The 24,489-nt window shown below is 67.9% G+C and carries 26 protein-coding genes and 1 pseudogene; 16 read left to right on the top strand and 11 right to left on the bottom strand.

Annotation, left to right across the window (positions count from 1 at the left end):
* Positions 1-449 precede the first annotated feature (449 nt).
* Positions 450-1,115 (bottom strand): peptide-methionine (S)-S-oxide reductase MsrA, encoded by a 666-nt coding sequence (gene msrA / locus ACTJJM_RS19770; protein ID WP_043398134.1) that lies wholly within the window; start codon positions 1,113-1,115, stop codon positions 450-452.
* 30 nt (positions 1,116-1,145) lie between these two features.
* Positions 1,146-1,409, bottom strand: coding sequence for a putative signal transducing protein (locus ACTJJM_RS19775; RefSeq protein ID WP_010481810.1), 264 nt, complete (start codon positions 1,407-1,409; stop codon positions 1,146-1,148).
* 154 nt (positions 1,410-1,563) lie between these two features.
* Between ACTJJM_RS19775 and ACTJJM_RS19780 the strand changes: the two genes are divergently transcribed.
* From ACTJJM_RS19780 to ACTJJM_RS19805, 6 genes are all read left to right on the top strand, one after another.
* Positions 1,564-3,312 (top strand): glutamine--tRNA ligase/YqeY domain fusion protein, encoded by a 1,749-nt coding sequence (locus tag ACTJJM_RS19780; RefSeq protein ID WP_010481811.1) that lies wholly within the window; start codon positions 1,564-1,566, stop codon positions 3,310-3,312.
* A gap of 43 nt (positions 3,313-3,355) precedes the next feature.
* Positions 3,356-4,009, top strand: coding sequence for a membrane protein (locus ACTJJM_RS19785; RefSeq protein ID WP_010481813.1), 654 nt, complete (start codon positions 3,356-3,358; stop codon positions 4,007-4,009).
* A gap of 50 nt (positions 4,010-4,059) precedes the next feature.
* Positions 4,060-4,782 (top strand): DUF6348 family protein, encoded by a 723-nt coding sequence (locus ACTJJM_RS19790; protein WP_010481815.1) that lies wholly within the window; start codon positions 4,060-4,062, stop codon positions 4,780-4,782.
* Positions 4,783-4,880: 98 nt separating this feature from the next.
* Positions 4,881-5,441: a nucleoside deaminase gene (locus ACTJJM_RS19795; RefSeq protein ID WP_004154307.1), complete on the top strand. Its 561-nt coding sequence runs from the start codon at positions 4,881-4,883 to the stop codon at positions 5,439-5,441.
* Positions 5,425-6,492, top strand: coding sequence for a 23S rRNA (cytidine(2498)-2'-O)-methyltransferase RlmM (rlmM, locus tag ACTJJM_RS19800; protein WP_019337028.1), 1,068 nt, complete (start codon positions 5,425-5,427; stop codon positions 6,490-6,492). The genes ACTJJM_RS19795 and rlmM overlap by 17 nt, the downstream gene beginning before the upstream one ends.
* A 49-nt stretch (positions 6,493-6,541) precedes the next feature.
* Entirely contained in the window at positions 6,542-6,937 is a 396-nt protein-coding gene (locus ACTJJM_RS19805; RefSeq protein ID WP_019337027.1) for a hypothetical protein, read from the top strand.
* Between the two features lie 108 nt (positions 6,938-7,045).
* On the opposite strand, the gene ACTJJM_RS19810 is transcribed toward ACTJJM_RS19805, so the two are convergent.
* Positions 7,046-8,227, bottom strand: coding sequence for a UbiH/UbiF family hydroxylase (locus tag ACTJJM_RS19810; RefSeq protein ID WP_197598173.1), 1,182 nt, complete (start codon positions 8,225-8,227; stop codon positions 7,046-7,048).
* The gene (ubiH, locus tag ACTJJM_RS19815; RefSeq protein WP_197601719.1) at positions 8,224-9,432 is read right to left on the bottom strand and encodes a 2-octaprenyl-6-methoxyphenyl hydroxylase; all 1,209 of its coding nucleotides are present in this window, start codon (positions 9,430-9,432) and stop codon (positions 8,224-8,226) included. The genes ACTJJM_RS19810 and ubiH overlap by 4 nt, the downstream gene beginning before the upstream one ends.
* Positions 9,433-9,538: 106 nt before the next feature.
* On the opposite strand from ubiH, the gene ACTJJM_RS19820 reads away from it, so the two are divergent.
* The 10 genes and pseudogenes from ACTJJM_RS19820 to ACTJJM_RS19865 all read left to right on the top strand — a co-directional run bounded on the left by ACTJJM_RS19820 (position 9,539) and on the right by ACTJJM_RS19865 (position 19,428).
* Entirely contained in the window at positions 9,539-10,123 is a 585-nt protein-coding gene (locus tag ACTJJM_RS19820) for a hypothetical protein (protein WP_019338105.1), read from the top strand.
* Between the two features lie 8 nt (positions 10,124-10,131).
* The gene (locus ACTJJM_RS19825; protein WP_049411657.1) at positions 10,132-10,686 is read left to right on the top strand and encodes a cob(I)yrinic acid a,c-diamide adenosyltransferase; all 555 of its coding nucleotides are present in this window, start codon (positions 10,132-10,134) and stop codon (positions 10,684-10,686) included.
* Between the two features lie 9 nt (positions 10,687-10,695).
* Positions 10,696-11,634: a histone deacetylase family protein gene (locus ACTJJM_RS19830; protein WP_241875184.1), complete on the top strand. Its 939-nt coding sequence runs from the start codon at positions 10,696-10,698 to the stop codon at positions 11,632-11,634.
* A gap of 89 nt (positions 11,635-11,723) precedes the next feature.
* The gene (lptD, locus tag ACTJJM_RS19835; RefSeq protein ID WP_100050048.1) at positions 11,724-14,225 is read left to right on the top strand and encodes an LPS-assembly protein LptD; all 2,502 of its coding nucleotides are present in this window, start codon (positions 11,724-11,726) and stop codon (positions 14,223-14,225) included.
* A pseudogene (locus ACTJJM_RS19840) lies at positions 14,222-15,553 on the top strand (peptidylprolyl isomerase); the annotation flags it as partial. The gene lptD and the pseudogene ACTJJM_RS19840, both read left to right, overlap by 4 nt.
* Before the next feature lie 18 nt (positions 15,554-15,571).
* The gene (gene pdxA, locus ACTJJM_RS19845; RefSeq protein WP_197576555.1) at positions 15,572-16,552 is read left to right on the top strand and encodes a 4-hydroxythreonine-4-phosphate dehydrogenase PdxA; all 981 of its coding nucleotides are present in this window, start codon (positions 15,572-15,574) and stop codon (positions 16,550-16,552) included.
* Complete coding sequence (gene rsmA / locus ACTJJM_RS19850; protein WP_005408139.1) at positions 16,549-17,352, top strand: 16S rRNA (adenine(1518)-N(6)/adenine(1519)-N(6))-dimethyltransferase RsmA; 804 nt, start codon at positions 16,549-16,551, stop codon at positions 17,350-17,352. The genes pdxA and rsmA overlap by 4 nt, the downstream gene beginning before the upstream one ends.
* Before the next feature lie 13 nt (positions 17,353-17,365).
* On the top strand, positions 17,366-17,749 hold the full coding sequence (gene apaG / locus ACTJJM_RS19855) for a Co2+/Mg2+ efflux protein ApaG (protein WP_005412297.1): 384 nt from the start codon (positions 17,366-17,368) through the stop codon (positions 17,747-17,749).
* Positions 17,750-17,764: 15 nt separating this feature from the next.
* A complete protein-coding gene (locus tag ACTJJM_RS19860; RefSeq protein WP_235651160.1) occupies positions 17,765-18,787 on the top strand; it encodes a symmetrical bis(5'-nucleosyl)-tetraphosphatase in 1,023 nt (340 codons plus the stop codon).
* Positions 18,784-19,428: a DUF1287 domain-containing protein gene (locus ACTJJM_RS19865; protein WP_099560575.1), complete on the top strand. Its 645-nt coding sequence runs from the start codon at positions 18,784-18,786 to the stop codon at positions 19,426-19,428. The genes ACTJJM_RS19860 and ACTJJM_RS19865 overlap by 4 nt, the downstream gene beginning before the upstream one ends.
* Positions 19,429-19,516: 88 nt before the next feature.
* On the opposite strand, the gene ACTJJM_RS19870 is transcribed toward ACTJJM_RS19865, so the two are convergent.
* The 7 genes from ACTJJM_RS19870 to ACTJJM_RS19900 are packed head-to-tail and all read right to left on the bottom strand — an operon-like array spanning position 19,517 to position 24,308.
* Positions 19,517-20,008 (bottom strand): dihydrofolate reductase, encoded by a 492-nt coding sequence (locus ACTJJM_RS19870; protein ID WP_043398081.1) that lies wholly within the window; start codon positions 20,006-20,008, stop codon positions 19,517-19,519.
* Positions 20,009-20,021: 13 nt separating this feature from the next.
* Complete coding sequence (locus ACTJJM_RS19875; RefSeq protein WP_224328990.1) at positions 20,022-20,585, bottom strand: hypothetical protein; 564 nt, start codon at positions 20,583-20,585, stop codon at positions 20,022-20,024.
* Positions 20,582-21,376, bottom strand: a complete 795-nt coding sequence (locus ACTJJM_RS19880; RefSeq protein WP_012479193.1) for a thymidylate synthase — start codon at positions 21,374-21,376, stop codon at positions 20,582-20,584. Before ACTJJM_RS19880 ends, ACTJJM_RS19875 begins: the two co-directional genes overlap by 4 nt.
* Positions 21,373-22,260, bottom strand: a complete 888-nt coding sequence (gene lgt / locus ACTJJM_RS19885) for a prolipoprotein diacylglyceryl transferase (protein WP_049411645.1) — start codon at positions 22,258-22,260, stop codon at positions 21,373-21,375. Before lgt ends, ACTJJM_RS19880 begins: the two co-directional genes overlap by 4 nt.
* A gap of 51 nt (positions 22,261-22,311) precedes the next feature.
* Entirely contained in the window at positions 22,312-22,806 is a 495-nt protein-coding gene (locus tag ACTJJM_RS19890; RefSeq protein WP_440865911.1) for a TPM domain-containing protein, read from the bottom strand.
* Complete coding sequence (locus tag ACTJJM_RS19895) at positions 22,806-23,687, bottom strand: TPM domain-containing protein (RefSeq protein WP_440865912.1); 882 nt, start codon at positions 23,685-23,687, stop codon at positions 22,806-22,808. The genes ACTJJM_RS19890 and ACTJJM_RS19895 overlap by 1 nt, the downstream gene beginning before the upstream one ends.
* 3 nt (positions 23,688-23,690) lie before the next feature.
* Positions 23,691-24,308, bottom strand: coding sequence for a LemA family protein (locus ACTJJM_RS19900; protein ID WP_019336335.1), 618 nt, complete (start codon positions 24,306-24,308; stop codon positions 23,691-23,693).
* Positions 24,309-24,489 lie beyond the last annotated feature (181 nt).

Below are 24,489 nucleotides of genomic sequence, written 5' to 3' on the forward strand. Positions count from 1 at the left end.
CGCTGCAAGTACGTCCCTGTAAGCTCGGTCGCCGCATCCATGCGGCTCACGCCCCTGCACGGCCTACCCACCCTGCCTTCGACAGTTTCCTGCGGCGGTCCGCCACGGAAGAAAGAAAAGAAGAGCAAAAGCGGGTCGCGCGCTACGCGTGCTCACAAACAAAAAGGACGCGGCGAAGGCCGCGTCCTTTTTGTTTTCCATTAGTTCGTCAGTAACCCAATGCTGTTGCCCACCGTCACCGGGAAACTGTCGAAGGCGGGACGGGTGCAGATGGCGGGACCGTCCACGGCATGGATGCCGTGGCCGAGCCCCCAGGGATGGGTTCACGGCGTGTCCCGCCATCTGTACCCGTCCCGCCAAACCCACAGCAACCCAGAGCCGCTTTGGCTTTGGCTTTGGCTTTGGCCGTTGCTTTCAGCTTCTGCCCGCCGCAGGCGGACCACCGCGCGTCAGCGCGGCACCTCCACATCCAACCCGATCGGGCAGCTCACGCCGGTGCCGCCGATACCGCAGTAACCGTTCGGGTTCTTCGCCAGGTACTGCTGGTGGTAATCCTCGGCGTAGTAATACTCAGGCGCCGGATACACGATCTCGGTGGTGATCGGGCCATAACCGGCGGCGTCCAGCTGCGCCTGGTAGGCCTCGCGGCTGGCCAGCGCTGCCTTGTACTGCGCCTCGTCGGTGGCGTGGATCGCCGAGCGGTACTGGGTGCCGGTGTCGTTGCCCTGGCGCATGCCCTGGGTCGGGTCGTGGCTCTCCCAGAACAGCTGAAGCAGCCGCTCCAGGCTCACCACCGCCGGGTCGAACACCACCTGCACCACTTCGGTGTGGCCGGTCAGGCCCGAGCAGACCTCTTCATAGGTCGGGTTCGGGGTAATGCCGCCGGCATAGCCGACCGAGGTGCTGTACACGCCCGGTTCGGTCCAGAACTTGCGCTCAGCGCCCCAGAAGCAGCCCAGCGCGAAACGGATCTGCTGCAGGCCGGCGAAACGGTCCTTCAGCGGATGGCTGTTCACGAAGTGCTGGTTGCTGTGCAGCGGCAGCGGTTGGTCACGCCCCGGCAGTGCTTCTTCCGGGCGCGGCAGGCGCTGCTTGAAGGCGCCGATGCCGAGGATGCCCTGGCCAATTCCCAACATGATGCGCTCCTACGCCGGAAGTCCGGCTATGTCGTCTGCATCTGAGATGGGGGCGTCCGGTGCGTGGCCCAAGTCCAGCGCCGCCACGATGTCCTCGGCCTGCGGCCGCGCCGCGTCGGGGATGCCCACCCGCAGCACGCCGAACAGCGGCAGCTCGCCCATGCCACCCAGCAGCGACTCGCCGAACACGAAGGCCGGGATGCCGGCATCTTCCAGCGCGTGCTTGACCAGGTGGGCGTCGAACAGGTTGTCGGCCTTGTACACGATGTGCATGCGGCGGCTCCATGGGACATGGGGTCCAGCATACGCCCGGGGGCTGAATGGTGGTGGTGACGGCGCGTGACCATTCCGCCGGCCAGCCCTACCGGGCAGCCCTGCCCCGTACGCGCTAGACTGTTGGTCTTTCTGCCTTTCTTTTCGCCGACTCATGTCCGAGCACACCCCCGCCAGCCCCGAGACCCCCGCCGACAGCCACGAAAAGCGCGATTTCATCCGCCAGATCGTGCGCGAGGACCTGGCCAGCGGAAAGCACCAGGCGATCAAGACCCGCTTCCCGCCGGAGCCGAACGGCTACCTGCACATCGGCCACGCCAAGTCGATCTGCCTGAACTTCGGCATCGCCGGTGAATTCAGCGGCGTCTGCAACCTGCGTTTCGACGACACCAACCCGGCCAAGGAAGATCCGGAATACGTGGCCGCGATCCAGGACGACGTGCGCTGGCTGGGCTTCAGCTGGAACGAGCTGCGCCACGCCTCGGACTACTTCCAGACTTATTACCTGGCCGCCGAGAAGCTGATCGAACAGGGCAAGGCCTATGTCTGCGACCTGTCGGCCGAGGAAGTGCGCGCTTACCGCGGCACCCTGACCGAGCCGGGCCGCCCGTCGCCGTGGCGCGACCGCAGCGTCGAGGAAAACCTCGACCTGTTCCGCCGCATGCGGGCCGGTGAATTCCCGGATGGCGCGCGTACCCTGCGCGCCAAGATCGACATGGCCAGCGGCAACATCAACCTGCGCGATCCGGCGCTGTACCGCATCAAGCACGTCGAGCACCAGAACACCGGCAACGCGTGGCCGATCTACCCGATGTACGACTTCGCCCACGCCCTGGGTGATTCGATCGAGGGCATCACCCACTCGTTGTGCACGCTGGAATTCGAAGACCACCGCCCGCTGTACGACTGGTGCGTGGACAACGTCGATTTCGCCCATGACGATGCACTGACCCAACCGCTGGTCGACGCCGGCCTGCCGCGCGAAGCAGCCAAGCCGCGCCAGATCGAGTTCTCGCGCCTGAACATCAACTACACGGTGATGAGCAAGCGCAAGCTGATGGCGCTGGTCACCGAACAGCTGGTGGACGGCTGGGAAGACCCGCGCATGCCGACCCTGCAAGGCCTGCGTCGCCGTGGCTATACCCCTGCGGCGATGCGCCTGTTCGCCGAGCGCGTGGGCATCAGCAAGCAGAACTCGCTGATCGACTTCAGCGTGCTGGAAGGCGCGCTGCGCGAAGACCTGGACAGAGCCGCGCCGCGCCGCATGGCGGTGATCGATCCGGTCAAGCTGGTGCTGACCAACCTGCCGGAAGGCCACGAAGAACAGCTGACCTTCAGCAACCACCCGAAGGACGAGAGCTTCGGCAGCCGCGAAGTACCGTTCGCACGCGAAGTGTGGATCGACCGCGAGGACTTCGCCGAAGTACCGCCGAAGGGCTGGAAGCGCCTGGTCCCGGGTGGCGAAGTGCGCCTGCGCGGCGCCGGCATCATCCGCTGCGATGAAGTGATAAAGGATGCCGACGGCACCATCACCGAGCTGCGCGGCTGGCTGGATCCGGAATCGCGTCCGGGCATGGAAGGCGCCAACCGCAAGGTCAAGGGCACCATCCATTGGGTCAGCGCCGTGCACGGTGTGCCGGCCGAGATCCGCCTGTATGACCGCCTGTTCTCGGTGGCCAATCCGGACGACGAATCGGAAGGCAAGACCTACCGCGACTACCTCAACCCGGAATCGCGCCGCACCGTCACCGGCTATGTCGAGCCGGCCGCGGCCAGCGCCGCGCCGGAGCAGTCGTTCCAGTTCGAGCGTACCGGCTACTTCGTGGCCGATCGCCGCGACCACACCGAGGCCAAGCCGGTGTTCAACCGCAGCGTGACCCTGCGCGACACCTGGTCGGCCTGAGGACCTGCGCGGGCGCCGGGAAGGCGCCCGCACGAACCCTACGATGATCACCGCCCTTTCCGCCCTGCTCTGGTTCATCTCGCAGCATCCGCTGCTGACGTTCTTTTCGGCGATGGTGCTGGCCGGGCTGGTCTCGTGGTGGCGGCGCTTTCCGGGCTACGCCATCGTGGTGTTCCCGCTGGCGATGCTCAACATCTTCCTCGGCCACTTTCTCAACGCCGCCTTCCTCAACGTGGTGGGCGAGCGCGGTGAAGCGGTGATCGTGAAGTCCGAGCGGACCAGCTCGACGATGAACGAGCAGTACATCTGGCGCTACGAAGCGGTGCTGCGCACTGCCGAAGGCCGCGATGTGGAAGTGGTGTTCCACACCAACACCGCCTCGCTGTGGCCGCTGGAGAACGCGATCCGCATCCCGGCGCCCGACCAGCCATTCGTGGTGAAGTACACGCCGGGTTTCCCGCGCAACTTCGTCATCCTCACCAACGAATCCCCGCACGGCATCGCCCAGGCCCGTGCCACTGCGCGCGAGCGCGTGGAGGTGGCGGCACGCAAGCTGCACTTCAGCCCGGGCAATGCCGGTTTCCGCGCGGACTATCGCCGCGAGCTGGAAACCTGGCTGCGCGACCACGGCAACGATCCGCAGCAGCAGCCCGACGCGCTGCGATATCGCGCCGAACTCGACGCGCTCGACCGCTAGATCCCCAGGCCCTGCCTGGATGTTTCACCCCATCCACCCACAGGCCTGACATGACCACGACCTCCGCCGCCCTCCTCCCGCTGCTGCAGCAGGTCCTGCAGGACGCCGGCATCGCCAGTCGCGTCGACGGCGGCGCGCTGCTGCTGGACAGCGGCCTGCGCCTGACACCGCATGCGATGGCGGCACACGCGCGCGACAACGGCGGCTGGCAGACCTCCACGGTCATCGAGATCGAGCACCCCGTGCTGTTCGCCGATGGCCTGTTCGAGTACCAGCACGCCAACGGTGCCGATGAGCAGGCGTCGCTGCTGTCCGGCTTCCAGACCTGGGTGCGGGTGGACCTGGCGACCCTGCAGACCGCGATCGGCGCCGAAGATGCACAGGGCCTGCCGATGCTGGGCCTGACCTATCCGGCCAGCGACGACGGCGAGGAACACGAACGCACCGTGGTGCTGGGGCCGTTGGCGCACTACCGCGCGCAGGAGGTGGATGCCTCCACCTGCAGCGAGGACGACCACGGTTCCTGCCCCTGCTGTCTGTTCACCAAGAGCATGGACGCCTTCGACGACCTGCTGAAGGCGCGCCAGTTCCTGGCCATCCGCCTGTTCGCCTCGCGCGATGCCGATGGCCTGTGCGAGGCCGATTGCCGGGTCAACGGCCACGACTTCGCCGGCGCCCTTCCCCTGCTGCGCGCCTACGCGGCCAGCTGGCCGCAGGCCGGGCTGGAATTCCGCAAGCAGTACGTGGTGATCCGTACCGGTTCACCGGGCTGATCCGCCGCCACACCCGATACAGGCCGGTGCAGCTACACTGCGCGCCGGTTTCCCAAGCAACCGCACTTTCCTCCATCCCACTACGAGGCACCCCCGCGATGCTGTACGCGCAAGTCCACCTGACCCTTCCCGCCTGGATCCACGACCAGATCGACCTGGATCGTCGATATCCGGGCGATGAGGCCAAGGTCGCGCTGGCGATCGAGCTGTCGCGGCTGAACGTCGAACACGCCAGTGGCGGCCCGTTCGGTGCCGTGGTGTTCGGCCCGGATGACAAGGTCATCGCCGCCGGCGTGAACCGGGTGATGCCGCATGCGACCTCGCTGGCGCATGCCGAGAACATGGCCTACATGCTGGCCCAGCAGCGCCTGCAGACCCCGCGCCTGAACGCGGTGCTGTCGCCTGTCACCCTGGCCACCAGCTCGCAGCCGTGCTGCCAGTGCTACGGCGCCACCGTATGGGCCGGCATCGACCGCCTGCTGATCGGCGCCAACTCGGCCGACGTCGAGGAACTGACCCCGTTCGACGAAGGCCCGCTGCCGGCCGACTGGGTGGGCGAACTCAACAAGCGCGGCATCGAAGTCGTGCAGGGCTTGAACCGCGACGCTGCGCGCAGCGTGCTGCGTGCCTATGGGGAAAGCGATGGCGCCCGTTACTGAAACCGGCATCGGCCTGCTGTGCCTGTGCCGGCAGGGCTTCGAGCCCGAGCTGGCCGGCGAGCTGCAGTTCCGCGCCGGTGAAGCCGGTTTCGCCGGCTACGCGCGCACCCAGCGCAATGACGGCTACGTGCTGTTCATGTGCGACGAGGCGGCTGCGCTGGCACCGCGCCTGCGCTGGCGCGAGCTGATCTTCGCGCGGCAGAAGCTGCTGGTACTGGCCGAGCTGCCGCAGTTGGACGCGAGCGATCGCATCACCCCGATGCTGGAGGTGCTGGCCGATGCGCCGCGCTTTGGCGACCTGTGGGTGGAGCACCCCGATTCGGACGCTGGCAAGCCGCTGTCCGGGTTGGCCCGTGCCTTCGGCAATGCGCTGCGCCCGGCGCTGCGCAAGGCCGGCAAGCTGACCGAAAAGCCCAATACGCGCCTGCCGCGCCTGCACGTGGTGTTCGTCGACGGTACCCACGCCTTCGTCTGCGTGGCCGACCCGGCCGACAGCGCGCCGTGGGCACTGGGCATCCCGCGCCTGAAGCTGCTGCCCGAAGCGCCTTCGCGTTCGGCGCTGAAGCTGGACGAAGCGCTGCTGACCCTGCTGACGCCGGAAGAGCGCGAAGCGCTGGCCAAGCCCGGCATGCGTGCGGCCGACCTGGGCGCCGCACCGGGCGGCTGGACCTGGGTGCTGACCCGCCAGCACATGCACGTACTGAGCATCGACAACGGTCCGCTGCGCCAGCACGTGCTGGACACCGGCCTGGTCGAGCACCTGCGCGCCGATGGCTTCCATTGGCATCCGGAGCAGCCGCTGGACTGGATGGTCTGCGACATGGTCGAGCAGCCGCGGCGCGTGGCCGAGCGCATGGCCACCTGGTTCCGCGAAGGCTGGTGCCGGCACGCGATCTTCAACCTGAAGCTGCCGATGAAGAAGCGCTGGGACGAAACCCGCTTGTGCCTGGACCTGTTCCAGGACCAGGCCGGCAAGCCGCTGGTGGTGCGCGCCAAGCAGCTGTATCACGATCGGGAAGAAATCACGGTGCTGGCCTCGCCGCTGCGCTGAACCCATTGCATCCGCCGGGCATGGCCCGGCGCTACCGGGGAACGGAACCATGCGCTACCACTCGCTCACCCTGCTGATCACTTTGCTGTCAGCCGCACCGGCCATGGCCCAGCACCTGCCGCACACCCCGGCGCAGAGCCAGCCGCTGGGCCCCACCGGCGGCGCGATCCGCCAGCAGCCACTGGATGCCGGTCGGGTCAGCGGCAGCGTCGAGATTGCACAGCCGGCCGGCGAGGCACAGGTGACGGTGCGTTCGCTGGAGCCCAGCAGCGTGGTTGGCCAGTACCGCATCCACTTCGCCGCGCTGGATGTGAACGGCGATGGTTTCATCAGCCGCGAGGAAGCGCAGGCAAATCCGGCACTGGCCGATGAGTTCAATGCATTGGACGTGAAGCGTCGCGGCAAGCTGGATCGTGCAGACCTGGCCGGTTGGCTGGTCGACTGAAAAAAGGGACGGAGGGGATCAAGTCGTTTGTGGCACAAACGACTTGATCCCCTCCGTCCCCTTTTTTTGTTCACTGATGCCGGAAGCGTCGTGCGGCATGTATTCCGCTTACACCCCAGCGGCGCGCTTCCAGAACGCCTGCACCAGCGGCGGCCATTTGCCGACACAGCCCAGCGCACGACCGCGGGCCAGGGTCAGGTGCATTTCGTCGTTGGAGAACAGGCGGTTGATCGCATCGAAGCTGTAGGCGGCGATGTGGTTGTCGCTGCGCCGTTCGCGCGCCCAGCGCTGCAGGCGCTGCGGCGACAGCCGCGGCTGGCCCCGACGCTCGGCGGACGGCGCCAGCCACTGCTGCAGGGCGGCGACATCGCGCAGCCCCAGGTTCACGCCCTGCCCGGCCAGCGGATGCACCACATGTGCGGCATCGCCCAGCGCCAGCACGCGGCCGGCCACATAGTGACGGGCCAGCTGGCGGCGCAGCGGGAACGCCGCACGCGGCGAGGCCAGACGCAGTTCGCCCAGGCGTGCAGCGAAGGCGCGGGTCAATTCGCGGTTGAAGCTGTCCTCGTCCAACGCCAGCACGCGAGCCGCTTCATCCTCGGGCAGGGTCCAGACGATGGAGCTGCGGCGCTCGGCCACCGGCAGCAACGCCAGTGGACCGCCCGGCAGGAAACGCTGCCAGGCCGTGGCCTGGTTGGGAAGATCGCTGTCCACGTAGGCCACCACGCCACGCTGGTGGTAGTCATGCTTTTCAACCTCGATCCCGGCCAGCTGGCGCAGGGTCGATTCGGCACCGTCGGCGGCCACCGCCAACGCCGCTTCCAGGCGGCGACCGTCATCCAGGCGCAGGCGCACGCCATCCTCGTCCTGCTCCAGTGCTTCCACCCGTGCCGGGCAGTGCAGCTGCACGCCCGCCGCCGGCAGCGCCGCCCACAGGCGGTCCTGCAGCAGGCCGTTCTCGACGATGTAGCCCAGTTCGCGCCGGCCGAAACGATCAGCGTCGAACAGCAGATCCTCGCCACCGGCCGCGTCCCACACCTGCATGCGCCGATAGGGCCAGGCGCGGGCCTGCGCGATCGCCGGCCACACGCCCAGGCGGTTCAACAGCTGCACGTTGTCGGCGGCAAAGGCGAACACGCGCAGGTCAGGGTGTGCGGCCTGCCACGGCGCGGGTTCACGGCCTTCCACCAGCGCAACCGACAGGCCGGCATCGGCCAGCGCCAGCGCACACGCGGCACCGACCACGCCACCACCGACGATGGCCACATCAAGACGCGTGCGCCGGCTCATGCGGCTTCTCCACGGCACAGGCGCGGCACGTCGCCACGGAAGCCCATCGCGCCACCGACCAGCATCGACTGCACAGAGGCGCGTTGCGCGGCCACCAGGCCGAGGCTGCGCAGCGGCCGCATCAGCGGCGCCGGGTTGCTGGTCAGCCGCGCCAGGCCGCCGGAGAACGCCACCGTCTGCCGGCGATCTTCCTCGCGGCGCGCGACATAGGCCTGCAGCAGTGCATCACTGCCGGCATCCTCATGCGCATCCTCCAGCAGCTCGGCCAGGGTCAGCGCATCGCGCAGGCCCAGGTTGAAGCCCTGTGCACCCAGCGGATGAATGGTCTGCGCGGCATTGCCCAGCAGTACCGTGCGTTCACTGGCCAGCGCGCGCGCCAGTATCTGGATGAGCGGATAAGCACTGCGTGGACCGGATTCGAGCAGGCGGCCGGCACGCCAGCCGATCGCGTTCTGCAGGCGTTGCAGCCACGCCACATCGTCCAGCGCCATCACCGCATCGGCGTGGTCGCGCGCTACGCCATGCACGGTGCCGAAGTGACGATCGCCACGCGGCAGCAGGGCAGTCGGGCCGGTATCGGTGAACCGCTCCCATGCCGTGCCGTCCGGCGCGCGCTGGCTGCGCACGCGGGCCACGAACAGGGTCTGCTGGAAATCATGGCGGTCGACCTCGATGCCCAGCGCGCCACGCACGCCGCTGGTGGTGCCATCGGCCCCCACCACCAGACGTGCCAGCAGCACGCGTTCACCCGCCTCGTCAGCCACCCGCACCTGGCGGTAGCCGTCCACCACCTCGCCCAGTCCCAGGAACCGCATCGGCCGATAACGGCGCAGGCGCGGCAGCTCCTGAAGCCGCGCTTCCAGCGCCTGGCCGAAATCGCGCGCGACCACCACCTGGCCGAACCACGGCCGGTCGTAATCGGCCGCTTCGAGCTGCACACGGCCGAAATCGCCGGCACGACTGACATGGATGCGCCGGATCGGGCCCGGTGCCATCGCCAGCTTCTGCATCACCCCCAGCGCGGTCAGCGCATTGACGGTGGCAGCGGCGAAACTGAGATTGCGCTGGTCGAACACCGCAGGCAGCTCGCCGGCCGGGCTGGCCTCGAGCAGGCCCACGTCGCGGCCCAGGCGGTCCAGGGCAATGGCCAGGCTGGCACCGACCAGGCCACCACCGACGATCAGCACGTCATGTCGTTCACTCATGTGTTCATGATACGCGCTCGTCCCGACTGTACGCCGAACGGGCGGCACCTGCGCCAACCTGCGCGGCGGGCTAGAATGAAACCTGAATCCGCTCCGGGCCCCCGCCATGTCCGATACCGCCAACCGCGCCTTCGTCCTGTCCGTACTCGTACTGCTGCTGGCGGCGACCCGGGTCAACCACTTCGCGGCCATTCCGGATGCCTCCTGGGCCGTGTTCTTCATCGGTGGCTTCTACCTGGCCCGCTGGACGCGCTGGGCGTTCCCGCTGCTGATGGTGTTCGCCGTGCTGGTCGACTGGATCGTGATCCGCAGCAGCGGACTGGATTTCTGGCAGCACTACTGCGTGTCGCCGGGCTACTGGCTGCTGCTGCCGGCCTACTTCTCTTTGTGGGCCGGCGGCATGCTGCTGGGCCGCAACTACCAGAGCGCGCGCTGGCCGGTACTGGCCAAGGGCGCACTGCTGCTGGTCGCCTCGGTGGCGGTCTGCCACCTGCTGGCTCAGGGCGGCTTCTACTGGTCCAGCCGCAACGTGGCCGAGCCGACCCTGGCCGGCTGGGCGCAGAACTACGCGCAGTGGTTCGGGCCCTACCTGCGCACCACGGCGATCTATGTGGCGCTGGCCGCCGCCCTGCAGCTGGCCGTGGAGCAGGTGTTGAAGCTCCAGCAGGCCCGCCGCGACATCCGCCACTGAGCCGCGCCATGGGTCATCGCCTCTCGCGCATCTACACCCGCACCGGCGACGACGGCAGTACCGGCCTTGGCGACGGCCAGCGCGTGGCCAAGGATGACGCCCGCGTGGCGTCCTTCGGCACCGTCGACGAGGCCAACGCCGCGCTCGGCCTGCTGCTGGCTGCTCCCCTGCCCGAGGATGTGCGCGCGCTGGTGGTGCATCTGCAGCACCAGCTGTTCGACCTGGGCGCCGAACTGTGCATCCCCGGCCACGCTGCGATCCATGCCGCCGACGTTTCGGCGCTGGAACAGCAGCTGGACCATTACAACGCCGACCTGCCGATGCTGAAGGAATTCATCCTGCCAGCCGGCGGCGAAGCCGCCGCGCGCTGCCATCTGGCCCGCACCATCGTCCGCCGCGCCGAGCGCGAAACGGTCACCCTGGCCCGCCACGAAGCCGTGCGCAGCGAGGCGCTGCAGTACCTCAACCGGCTGTCGGACCTGCTGTTCGTGCTGGCCCGGGTGCTGGCCCGCGCCGATGGCGAGGGCGAAGCGCTGTGGCAACCGCAGCAGCGCCAGCGCTGAGTCGGCACGATGCTGGTCTATACCCACCCGTCCTGCCTGCTGCATGACCCCGGTCCCGGCCATCCCGAATGCCCGCAACGCCTGCAGCAGGTGCTGGACGCGCTGCACGCGGCCTTCCCCGGCCAGCTGGACTGGCGCGAAGCGCCGCCGGCCAAGTTCGGCGAACTGACCCGGGTCCACGACAGCGCCCTGCTCGACTTCGTGCTGCAGCCGCAGACCGCGCCGTTGCGCCAGCTGGACATGGACACCTGGACCTCGCCCGGCTCGGCCAGCGCCGCCGTGCACGCCGCCGGTGCCGGTGTGGCCGCAGTCGATGCGGTGATGCTGGGCGAGGACCCGCTGGCCTTCTGCGCGGTGCGCCCGCCGGGCCACCACGCCACCAGCAGCACGGCGATGGGCTTCTGCCTGTTGAACAACATCGCCATCGCCGCCGCCTATGCCCGCGACCGCCATGGCCTGGAGCGGATCGCGGTGGTCGATTTCGACGTGCACCACGGCAATGGCACCCAGGACATCTTCCAGCACGATGCCCGGGTCTCGTACTACAGCACCCACCAGGCTGGGCTGTTTCCCAATTCCGGCCTGCGCCGCGACCGCGGTGCCGGCAACCTGATGAACATCCTGCTGCCGCCGGGCAGCGGCGGCTTCCGCTTCCGCAACGTCTGGGCCGACGAGATGCTGCCGGCCATCGACGACTTCCGCCCGCAGCTGCTGCTGATCTCGGCCGGCTTCGACGCCCACCTGCGTGATCCGCAGGCGGACCTGATGCTGGAGACCGACGATTTCGCCTGGATCACCCGTGAACTGCACGCGCTGGCACGCCGTCACGCGGCCGGCCGGGTGGTCTCGATGCTGGAGGGAGGCTACGACCTGCAGGCCCTGGCCGAGTGCAGCGTGGCCCATGTCCAGGCCCTGATCACCCCCTCTGCGGGTGCCTCCGCCGGATGAACCCGAACCGGCAGGCTCCGGCGCCCTTCATTGCCCCTATGCAAGGGATGGGGCAAGCTACCGTCCGTTTTCGCCCGAATCCGAACCGCGTGCGCCGAGCCCTCCGCCTGCTTCCCCTGCCTCTGAGCATCGCCATCAGCCTGCCGGCGATGGCCGATGATAAGCCGCTCAACTGGGGCCTGTGCCCGGCCACCGACGTCATTCCCGCGTTCACAGACGCCCCCACCCCGGTCCCGGCCCAGGACAAGGCTGCCGCCGCGGCCGCCCGCGAGAACCAGCCGACCGACATCGAAGGCGACCAGCTGCTGGGCACCACCACCGTGCCGCAGTACGAGGGCAACGTGGCGCTGCGCCGCGGTGACCAATTCGTCGGTACCGACAAGCTCAGCTTCGACACCGAGACCGGCAACTACATCGCCGACGGCAATGTCCGCTACCAGGACGGGTCGATCCGGATGGTCGCCAAGCGCGCCGAAGGCAACCAGGAAAGCGACACCCACAAGATCTCCGACATCAAGTACCAGCTGGTGTCGCGCCGGGGCAACGGCGATGCCGAGTCGGTCGACCTGCAGGGCGCGGTCGGCCAGATGCACCGCTCCACCTACACCACCTGCGACCCGTCGCAGCCGGTATGGAAGCTGTCGGCGCCGCAGATCGAAGTGGACAACGACGAAGGCTTCGGCACGGCCCGCAACGCGGTGCTGCGCATCGGCAAGGTGCCGGTGCTGTGGGCGCCCTACTTCAAGTTCCCGATCGATGACCGCCGCAAGACCGGCCTGCTGTTCCCGCAGCTGGGCATGTCCGGCCGCAACGGTTTCGACTACGCGCAGCCGATCTACTTCAATCTGGCGCCGAACTACGATGACACCCTGACCCCGCGCTACATGAGCCGGCGCGGCCTGCTGCTCGACAACGAGTTCCGCTACCTCTACAACGGCGGCCGTGGCGAGGTGCTGACCAGCTACATGCCCAGCGACAAGCTGCGCGACCGCGACCGCGGCCGGGTGATGTTCGACGGCTACCACAACGTGAACAGCCACTGGCAGGCCCGCGCCAACCTGGCCTGGGTGAGCGACGAGCGCTATGTCGAGGACTTCGCCAACCGCCTGGTGGGCGTGACCGCCTCCAACCTGCAGAGCACCATCGGCCTGTACGGCACCGGCCAGAACTGGACGGCCGGCATCATGGCCGACCGCTGGCAGCTGACCGACTACACCCTCGACGAGCGCGCCCTGCCCTACAACCGCGAGCCACGCCTGTTCTTGAACTGGAACAAGCCGGTGCTGCCGTGGCTGGAAACCGGCATCTACACCGAAGCGGTGCGCTTCACCCACGACGACGTCAACTTCAAGTACGGACCGGACCGGGGCACGGATCTGCAGTACACGCGGAACGGCATCCAGCAGACATCCGGTATTGGCATCAGCGGTGGCTCGCGCCTGGACGTGAAGCCGTACGTGTCGTTCCCGATCAGTGGCGCGGCCTGGTACATCACCCCGACCCTGGCCTACCGCTATACGGCCTACCAGCTGGACCGCGGCCTGGTCGACGGCGTCAACGGCATCCAGGCCCAGATCCTGCGCTCGCAGGGCATCGACCCGGCCACGGCCACCCCGGAACAGCTGCGCGGCAATACCTCGCCCAGCCGCAGCCTGCCGATCGGCAGCCTTGATGCCGGCCTGTTCTTCGATCGCGAGACGTCGATCGGTGGCAAGTCATTCCTGCAGACCCTGGAGCCGCGCCTGTTCTACCTGCGCACGCCCTACCGCAACCAGGACGAGCTGCCGATCTTCGACACCCGTGACTTCACCTTCAGCTGGGGCCAGCTGTTCCGCGACTCGCGCTATACCGGCGCCGACCGCCAGAACGATGCCAACCAGCTGACCCTGGCACTGGGCACCCGCTTCATCGACCAGACCACCGGCAAGGAACGCTTCTCGGCCGCGATCGGCCAGATCCAGTACTTCGACGAATCGCGGGTCAGCACCACGCCGGGCGGCGCACCGGTGGAGAAGGGCAAGTCGGCGTGGATCGCCGACGGCAACTACATGATCAACGACCGCTGGACCCTGGGCGCCACCTACCAGTGGGACCCGAAGTACAAGCGCGAGGATCTGGCCAGCGTCCGCGCCCGCTATCTGATGCCCAACGATGGCGTGATCAACCTCAGCTACCGCTACCGCATCAACGCCGGCGCCCCGGCGACCGCCAACAAGCATGACCGGACCCTGCTGGAGCAGGCCGACCTGTCGTTCCTGTACCCGCTGAATGCGCGCTGGAGCCTGGTGGGCCGGTATTACTACTCGCTGCAGGACAAGGAACCGCTGGAGATCATCGCCGGCGTGCAGTGGGACAGCTGCTGCCTGGCGGTCCGTGCGGTGGCCCGCCGCTACGTGCGCAACCGCGAAGGCGACATGAACAATTCCTTCCAGCTGGAGTTCGTGCTCAAGGGCCTCAGCTCCATCGGCCAGGACACGGACCGTACGCTGCGCCGTGCTATCCTCGGCTACAACCGCGACGACCTCTATCTCGTGCCGCCCAGCAACACCGGGGCGACCCGGGATGACTACGATCCGAATCAGATCCCATGACCAAGCGCTTCCCCGTTCTTCTCGCCTCCCTGCTGGCGGTGTCCAGCGTGTCCGCCCCCCTGCAGGTGCTCGCGCAGGAGGCGCAGCCGTTGGACCGCATCGCCGCCGTCGTCGACGAGGACGTGATCCTGCAGAGCGAGCTCCAGCGTGCGATCGCCAACATCAAGGCGCAGTACGCCGGCCGTGAAAACCAGCTGCCGCCGGAAGACGTGCTCAGCCGCCAGGTGCTCGAGCGCCTGGTGCTGGTCAAGCTGCAGGTGGCCCGCGCCCAGGGCAGCGGCATCCGCGTCAGCGACCAGGAGCTGAACCAGGCGATGAATGCCATCGCCCAGCAGAACGGCTCGAACCTGGATGCACTGCGCCAGCGCCTGGCCCACGACGGCATCGATTTCAACGATTTCCGTGCTTCGGTGCGCGATGAAATCACCGTGCAGCGCCTGCGCCAGAGCTTCGCGCAGAGCCGCATCAGCGTCAGCGAGGGTGAAGTGGACGCCGCGCTGAAGCAGCAGGCCACGGTGGGCAACCAGTACCACCTGGCGCACATCCTGATCGCCCTGCCCGACGGCTCCAACGCCGACCAGATCGCCACCGGCCAGAAGAAGGCTGAAGGCGTGAAGGCCCTGCTGGACAAGGGTGAGCTGGACTTCAACGCGGCCGCCGTGCGTTATTCGGACAGCCCCAACGCGCTGGAAGGCGGCGACCTGGGCTGGCGCAGCCTGGATGAAATCCCGCAGGCCTTTGCCCAGCTGATGGAAAAGATGAAACCCGGCGAAGTGGTCGGCCCGATCCGCGGCCCCAGCGGCTTCCAGTTGCTGAAGCTGGTGGAAGTGCGTGATGCCAGCGCCGCCAGCGGTGGCGCGCACACGGTCACCGAATACCACGGCCGCCACATCCTGGTGCGCGTGGACGATCACCAGACCGACGCTGCCGCCAAGGCCAAGATCGATACCCTGCGCGCCCGCATCGCCGGCGGCGCGGATTTCGAGACCGTGGCCAAGGAATCCTCCGAGGACAACAACAGCAAGGGCCAGGGCGGCGATCTGGGCTGGTTCCCGGTCGACGCGTTCGGTCCGGCGTTCGGCCAGCAGGTAGCCGGCATCCAGGACGGCGGCGTCAGCCAGCCGTTCCGCACCGATGCCGGTTGGCACATCGTGCAGCGCGTGGCCACCCGCCAGACCGACGTGACCAACGACAACCAGCGCGCCCAGGTCCGCGAGACCATCGGCCGCCGCAAGCTGGAAGACGAGTACAACCGCTTCCTGCAGGAACTGCGCGGCGAAGCCTATGTCAGCTTCCGCAGCGGGGACCGCGCGGAAAATACCGCCACGCCGCCGCAGTCCTGACCGATGCGTCCCGAGCTCGCTCTGGTACCGGGCGAGCCCGCCGGGATCGGCCCGGAGCTGTGTGTCCGCCTCGTCCAGCAGCCGCGTGAAGATTGCCGGCTGCTGGCCTTCGCCGACCCGGATACCCTGCGCGCGGCCGCCGCCGCGCTGAACCTGCCGCTGCAGCTGCTGCCCGAGGACGCCGAAGCACGCGTCCCCGGCGATCTGCGTGTGCGCGTTGTGGCCAATACCGTGCCCAGCCACTTCGGCCAGGCCAACCCGGCCAATGCCGGCGCCGTCATCGGTGCCCTGCTCGGTGCTGGCCAGGCCTGCCTGTCTGGCGAACTGCACGGCGTGGTCACCGGCCCGGTGCACAAGGCGGTCATCAACGAAGGCGGCATCGCCTACAGTGGGACCACCGAACTGCTGGCCGACCAGGCCGGGGTGAAGGTGGTGATGATGCTGGCCAACCACATCGTCCGCGTGGCCCTGGCCACTACCCACCTGCCACTGCGCGAGGTGGCCGACGCGATCACCGCGCCCCGCCTGGAACACACCCTGCGCACCGTGCATGCCGCCCTGCGTCGCGAGTTCGGCCTGCCTGCGCCGCGCATCGCCGTGCTCGGCCTGAATCCGCACGCCGGCGAAGACGGCCATCTGGGTCGTGAGGAGCTGGACCTGATCATCCCGCTGCTGCAGCGCCTGCGCGCCGAGGGCATGGACCTGATCGGGCCGCTGCCGGCCGATACCGCCTTCCTGCCGGCCAAGCTGGCGGGCTTCGACACCGTGCTGGCGATGTACCACGACCAGGGCCTGCCGGTGCTGAAGTATTCGGGCTTCGAGCAGGCGGTGAACCTGACCCTGGGCCTGCCCTACCCGCGCGTGGCGGTGGACCATGGCACGGCACTGGATATGGCCGGGCGCGGCATTGCCGATCCTTCCAGCCTGCAGGCGGCAACGACGTTGTGTGCGCAGCTTGCGCGGCAACGTACACTGAGCGCATGAATTCCCCGCATTCCCCCTCCGGCCCGGTGTTCACCGCCCCGGCCAAGAAGCAGCTTGGCCAGCATTTCCTGGCCGACCGCCACTACATCGACAAGATCGTGATGGCGGTCAACCCGAAAGACGGTGACCGCCTGGTCGAGATCGGTCCCGGCCAGGGCGCGATCACCCTGCCGCTGCTGCGCGTGCATCCGAAACTGACGGTGATCGAGTTCGACCGCGACCTGATCGCGCCGCTGACCGCCGCCGCCGAGCCGCTGGGCGAGCTGACCATCGTCCACCGCGACGTGCTGCGCGTGGACTTCACCGAGCTGGCTGCCGGCCAGCCGATCCGCCTGGTCGGCAACCTGCCCTACAACATCTCCTCGCCGATCCTGTTCCATGCACTGGAACATGCCGCGGTGATCCGCGACATGCACTTCATGCTGCAGAAGGAAGTGGTCGACCGCATGGCCGCCGGCCCCGGCAGCAAGGTGTACGGCCGGCTCAGCGTGATGCTGCAGGCCTACTGCCAGGTGACCTCGCTGTTCGTGGTGCCGCCGGGCGCGTTCCGGCCGCCGCCGAAGGTCGATTCGGCCGTGGTGCGGCTGGTGCCGCGTGACCCGGCCACAATCAACATCAACGACCACAAGCGTTTCGCCGAGGTTGTCAAGGCCGCCTTCGGGCAGCGCCGCAAGACCCTGCGCAACGCCCTGAACAACGTGGTGTCCGCCGAACAGTTCGTTGCCGCCGGCGTGCGTCCCGATGCCCGCGCCGAACAGCTGGACGTGGCCGAATTCATCGCCTTGGCCAATGCCTCCTGATTACACTGCCGGTATGGAAGACGCTGACGTTTATGCCATCTCCGTCGAAGTCGCACCGCGCTTCCTCGACGATCAATCCGCGCCGGAAGACGGGCGCTATGCGTTCGCCTACACGATCCGCATCCACAACCAGGGACGTGTTGCCGCGCGCCTGGTCGCACGCCACTGGCGCATCACCGATGCCAACGGCCGCGTCGAGCATGTCGACGGCGACGGGGTGATCGGCGAGCAGCCGCGCCTGCGTCCCGGTGAAGACTTCCATTACACGTCCGGTGTCATGCTGGGGACCGATCACGGGACCATGCAGGGCCACTACGACATGGTCGCCGACGACGGCACCGAATTTGCCGCGCCGGTCGCACCTTTCGTGCTGGCCATCCCGCGTACCCTGCACTGACACGGAGGCCGAACGATGAGTGTGTGGGCGATCGGCGACCTGCAGGGCTGCTATGACGTCACCCAGCGACTGCTGGAAAAGATCCGTTTCGACCCGGCGCAGGACACCCTGTGGTTCTGCGGCGACCTGGTGAACCGGGGTGGCCAGTCGCTGGAAACGCTGCGGCTGGTGCATTCGCTGCGCGAGCACAGCGTGGTGGTGCTGGGCAACCATGACCTTTCGCTGCTGGCCGTCGGTGCCCGCACCGAAGAGGAACAGCGCAAGGTCAATCCGGACCTGCTGCGCATCGTGCAGGCCGAGGACCGCGACGAACTGCTGGACTGGCTGCGCCTGCAGAAGCTGGTGCACGTGGACCGCGAACTGGGCTGGATGATGGTGCACGCCGGCCTGGCGCCGAAGTGGACCACGCAGATGGCCGAGAAGCATGCGGCTGAAGTCGAGGCACAGTTGCACGGCGCCGGCTACCGCAAGTTGTTCCGCAACATGTACGGCGACAAGCCGAGCTGGGCCCCCAACCTGTCCGGCTACGACCGCTCGCGCGCGATCATCAACGTGCTCACCCGCATGCGCTACTGCACCCCGCGCGGACGCATCGGCATCGAGGACAAGGGCACGCCGGGCACGCAGGAACAGGGGCTGTATCCCTGGTTCGAAGTGCCGGGCCGGGTCGAGCGCGACCTGAAGGTGGTCTGCGGCCACTGGTCGGCGCTGGGCCTGACCATCACCCAGGGCGTGCACGCCATCGACACCGGCGCGGTCTGGGGCGGCAAGCTCACCGCGATCCAGCTCGATACCGATGAACTGCGCGTGGTGCAGGTACCAGGCCGCGATGTACCCGCCCCCGTGCCCAACGCCCGCCCGCCCGCGCGCCCGGCGCACGAGCGCCCGGCTGCGTCGGCGCAGGGCAAGGAACAGGGCGGCGGTAACGCTCCGGCCGCCACCCCGGGCAATCGCGGCCCGCGCCGTCGTCGTCGCCGTGGTGGCGGTGGTGGTGGCTCCGCGGGCCCCGGCAACAACAGTCCTCCGCCGCAGGCATGACGCGGCGCGACTGGGCACCATGGATGGTGCTGCTGACGCTGGCCCTGGCCAGCGGCTGCCAGCCCACTTCGGCCCCGGCCCCCACCGGCGGCGGAAACGTCGGCCACACGCCATCGCAACCGCAGGCGCCTTCGCCGCCACTGGTGGCTGCAGCGCGCGCGCAGATCGGCGTCACCACCCGCTACGACCCTGCCTATCAGGTGCTGGCCTATCCCGGTGGAGACGTCCCGGTTGATCGCGGCGTGTGCACCGACGTGGTGGTGCGCGCGCTGCGCAGCCTGGACGTGGACCTGCAGGCCCGCGTGCATGAGGACATGCGCGGCAACTTCAGTGCCTATCCGGCGATCTGGGGCCTGTCACGACCGGATCGCAACATCGATCATCGCCGCGTACCGAACCTGATGCGCTGGTTCGAACGGCAGGGCTGGCAGCAGCCGATCACGGCCCTCGCCGCCGACTACGCGGCCGGCGACATCGTCGCCTGGAAGCTCAACGGCAACGGCCTGCTGCACGTGGGCATCGTCTCCGACCGCAGGCTGGCCAACGGCACGCCGCTGGTGCTGCACAACATCGCGCGCGGCACGCGCGAAGAGAATCTGCTGTTCCAGCACGCCATCATCGGGCATTACCGGATGCCGTAGGCAATCCTGTAGAGCCGAGCCATGCTCGGCTACGGGATGTGTCCGGCAACAGCAGCCGAGCATGGCTCGGCTCTACAAGAAACCATCTTCAGCGGCGCACGTAGTGCACGAAGCGGAACGCGTGGGCATGGCGTTCGTCGGCCGGGTGCGGCTCGCTGCTCACTTCCCGCCAGTCCTGCGCATCCACCTCGGGGAAATGGGTATCGGCGGGGACTTCGGCATCCACCCAGGTCAGGTACAGGTCACTGGCCTGGTCCAGCAGCTGGTGGAAGATCTCGCCGCCGCCGATGATGCACAGCTCGCTGGCGCCCTCGCGTTCGGCAATCGTCTTCGCCTCATCCAGCGACGCCACCGCGCGCATGCCCTCGAACGGCACCTGGCCGCTGCGGGTCAGCACCAGGTTGGTCCGCCCCGGCAGTACGCGGCCGATCGACTCGGCCGTCTTGCGCCCCATCAGGATCGGCTTGCCCAGGGTGAGCGCCTTGAAGTGCTTGAAATCATCCGGCAGGTGCCAGGGCATGGCATTGCCCTGGCCGATGCCACGGTTGCGATCCAGCGCCACGATCATCGACAGCTTCATTGCTACCACCTCCTCAGCTGGCGTCGATCTGCAGGCGTTCGCAGGCAGCGTTGGCGGCACTGGCAGCCTGCAGCGCCGCTGCCAGCTCGGGGCTGGATGTGGACTGCTCATCCAGGCCATCGAGGATCTTCTGCTTCTGCGCCTCTTCGATATCCTTCAGGCCCGGTCCTGACAGGATGTCTGCCGACAACGCAGCAGTGTCGGTGCTGGCACGACGTGCCAGAAATGCCTGCAACTGGTCACTTGAATAGACGGTGGCAAGCTGCTGCTCGAGCATGCGCTGATAGGCCGGATCCTCGACACCCGCCTTCAGGTGCTCGGTCATCGCCGTGTACATGCCGGTTACCGCCTCACGCATCTGCGCCCGGCAGCCTTCCGGCACATCCTGGGGCATCATCGTGCTGCCGTTGAACGCCCCAGCGAACGCCTGCACTTCCTCGCGCATGTGCTTGTGCACGATCTGCTCATTGACCTGCCGGGCCAACGACAGCGCATCGGCCGGTCCGGCCTGCACCATGGCCAGCGGCAACATGCCGCACAGCGCCAGCAGGCCGCTGGAAATCAATCGGGAACTCATACCGCCACCGGCGCCTTGATCGCCGGGTGCGGATCGTAGCCGTCGATGCGGATGTCGTCGAACTGGAAGCCGAACAGGTCGGTCACCTCCGGGTTCAACCACAGCTTCGGCAGCGCGCGCGGTTCACGCGACAGCTGCTCGCGCGCCTGCTCGAAGTGGTTCGAATACAGGTGCGCATCGCCCAGCGTATGCACGAAATCACCCACGCCCAGGCCGGTGGCCTGCGCCACCATGTGGGTCAGCAGCGCGTAGCTGGCGATGTTGAACGGCACGCCGAGGAAGATGTCGCCGCTGCGCTGGTAGAGCTGGCAGCTGAGCTTGCCGTCCACCACATAGAACTGGAACAGGTTGTGGCACGGCATCAGCGCCATCTGCGATAGCTCGCCGACGTTCCAGGCGCTGACCACCAGCCGGCGCGAATCGGGGTTGCGCTTGATCTCGTCCACCAGCCACTGCATCTGGTCGATCTCGCGACCATCGGCGGTGGCCCAGCTGCGCCACTGCTTGCCATAGACCGGGCCGAGGTCGCCGTTCTCGTCGGCCCACTCGTCCCAGATCCGCACCTGGTTGTCCTTCAGGTAGCCGATGTTGGTGTCGCCCTTCAGGAACCACAGCAGCTCATGGATGATCGAGCGCAGGTGCAGTTTCTTGGTGGTGACCAGCGGGAAGCCGTCGGCCAGGTTGAAACGCATCTGCCAGCCGAACACGCTGCGGGTACCGGTGCCGGTGCGGTCGCTCTTCTCGGCGCCGTGCTCGAGCACGTGCGAGAGCAGGTCCAGGTAAGCCTTCATGCCTTGCCCTCGGCAGCCACCGGCAGCTGCGGCTGCAGTACCGGCGCGCGGCGCGACATCACCAGCAGCACCAGGCCGAAGGCGATCAGCGGCAGGCTGAGGATCTGGCCGCGGGTCAGCCAGTCGAAGGCCACGTAGACACCGTTGTCGGGCATGCGCACGAACTCCACGGCGAAGCGGAACAGGCCGTACATCAGCGCGAACAGGCCGCCGACCAGGTAACGGTGGCGCGGCTTGGCCGACACGGCCCACAGCACCACGAACATCACCAGGCCTTCCAGGAACGCTTCATACAGCTGCGACGGATGACGCGCGAACTGGTTCAGCGCACCGGTCGCGAACTGCGTCTGCAGGGTCGCGTGGTCCAGCTGGTTCAGCGGCGCCGGCAGGCCGGACGGGAACACCACGCCCCACGTGCCGTCGGTGTACTTGCCCCACAGCTCGGCGCCGATGAAGTTGCCGATGCGGCCGAAGCCCAGGCCCAGCGGCACCAGCGGCGCCATGAAATCCATGGTGTCGAAGAAGTGCAGCGCGTGCTTGCGCGACCACCACCAGCAGGCACCGAGTACGCCGAGCAGGCCGCCGTGGAAGCTCATGCCGCCATCCCAGACCTTGAACAGCAGCAGCGGGTTGTGCAGGAAATCGCCCAGCGCGTAGAACAGCATGTAGCCGATGCGCCCGCCCAGCACCACGCCGAGCATGGCGTAGAACAGCAGGTCGGAGAAGCCGTTGGCATCGACGCCCGGCAGGCGACCGGCGGCGATGCGCTTGCGGCCCAGCAGCCAGGCCGCGGTGAAGCCGAGCAGGTACATGATGCCGTACCAGTGCACCTTGATCGGCCCCAGCGAGAGGGCGATGGGGTCGATGTCGTGGAAATAGATCATGGAAGGTGCCTTGCGGTTGAACGCCTATTCTCGGGCCAGTGCCGCCCCGGCTCAACCAAGGAGCTGGGGCGAGTTCGGCAACGCGTCATCGTTCGACCGCGTCGAGGCCGGAAAGTGCCCTTCGATCAGGCTGGAGACCTCGTCGATGGCATCCTGCAGCGCTCCCACCGGATGGGAACCACGCAGGCCCTCGCGCAGGTGGGTGCAGACCCGCTGCCACTGCGCCGGGCTGACCCGGCCGTGCAGGCCACGGTCGGCGACGATCTCGATGGCGTGGTCGGCCAGCAGCAGGTAGATCAGCACGCCATTGTTGTGGGTGGTATCCCAGGTGCGCAGGCGCGCGAAGGCATGCTCGGCGGCCTGGCGTGGGGTGACCCTGTGCCACAGCGCGGCCAGCGGCAGGTCCGCTTCCACCGCGAACATCACCTGCCCGCAGTGGCGCTGCTCACCGGCCGCGATGGCCTCGGTGATCGCCTGCAGGGTGGCCGGCGGGAACGCGCGCCGTACCGACGGCGAAAACACATGACGACACAGTCGTTGGATCATCACCAGCCCCCCGAAGCACCGCCACCACCGGAGCGGCCACCACCGCCTCCCCAGCCGCCGCCAAATCCTCCACCGCCACCGAAGCCGCCGCCCCCGCCCCAGCTGCCACCGCCCCAGCCACCGCCACCGGCAAAGCGGCCCGGGTGTCCTGAGAGCATGGCCACGATCAGGCCTACGATGCCCGCCAGGCCACTGGCCAGCAGCGTGGACGTGAACAGGAACGCCGCCAGGGCTGCACCGGCACCGCCGAGCACGCCACGCAGCGGACGCGGCACGCGCGAGAACACGCCGCGCAGGATGCTGCCGGCGAACACACCGATGAACAGCGCCAGGAACCAGGTATCACCGCCACCGCTGGGCTCACGCCCGCGATGGCCGCTGACCGGTGCCGGCAGCGTTTCGCCGTCGATCAACTTGACCAGCACCGCCGTGGCATCGGTGATGCCACCGGCGTAGTCGCCGCTGCGGAAGCGCGGCACCAGGTATTCCTGGATGACCCGGTTGGCGATGGCATCGGGAATCGCACCTTCCAGGCCGTAGCCCGGCTCGATGCGCACGCGCCGGTCGTCCTTGGCCACTACCAGCAGCACGCCGTCATCCACGCCCTTGCGGCCAATCTGCCACTGGTCGAAGACGCGCGTGGTGTACTGCGCGATGTCTTCCGGCTGGGTGGTGGGCACCACCAGCACCTGCAGCTGGCTGCCCTTGCGCTGCTGCAGGTCCAGCGCCTGCTGCACCAGTGCCTGCTTCTGCGCGGCATCCAGCGTGCCGGTGGTATCGACCACGGGCGAATCCAGCGCCGGAACCGGCGCCAGCTGCTGCGCCTGCGACGCCAGCGGCAGCCACAGCAGCAGAACCAGCAGCGCAGTGGCCAGGCGCATCGGTCAGTGGCCCGGCTGCGGCGCCGGCTGCTGCGGCGCGTTGCCGAAATCGACCGCCGGCGCGTTGGAGATCTGCGCTTCGTTGTCCACGGTGAAGTTCGGCTTGGTCTTGTAGCCGAAGAGCTTGGCGGTGATCACCTGCGGGAACGAGCGGATGTAGGTGTTGTAGTCCTGCACCTGCTGGATGTAACGGCCACGCGCGACGGTGACCCGGTTCTCGGTGCCTTCCAGCTGGGCCTGCAGGTCGCGGAAGTTCTGGTCGGACTTCAGCTGCGGATAGTTCTCGGTGACCACCAGCAGCCGCGACAGCGCGCTGCCCAGTTCGCCCTGGGCCTGCTGGAACTGCTTGAGCGAGGCTTCGTCATCGGCGTTGACATTGATCTGGCCGACACGCGAACGGGCGTTGGTCACTTCGGTCAGCACGCGCTCTTCCTGGCTGGCGAAACCCTTCACGGTCTGCACCAGGTTGGGCACCAGGTCGGCGCGGCGCTTGTACTGGTTGATGACCTCCGACCAGCTGGCCTTGACCGCTTCATCCTTCTGCTGGATGGCGTTGTAGCCGCAGCCGGACAACAGGGAGGCCAGCAGCATCAGGGGCAGGACACGGGTGAACAGGCGCATGGCGGAGGTTCCGGGTGGGCTTGGCGCCGAGCATGCCATGGTTCGGGTGAAAGACCGGCCATCGGGCGCCGCCCCCTCCGCGGTGTGGTCCAGCCAGCTCGGGGATGGGCCGGGAGGGTGGGTCGGCTGGGGGCCGCTGCAAGTACGTCCATGTAAGCTCGGTCGCCGCATCCATGCGGCT

This window comes from Stenotrophomonas sp. 22692 (genome assembly GCF_052045015.1).
Taxonomy (GTDB): domain Bacteria; phylum Pseudomonadota; class Gammaproteobacteria; order Xanthomonadales; family Xanthomonadaceae; genus Stenotrophomonas; species Stenotrophomonas geniculata.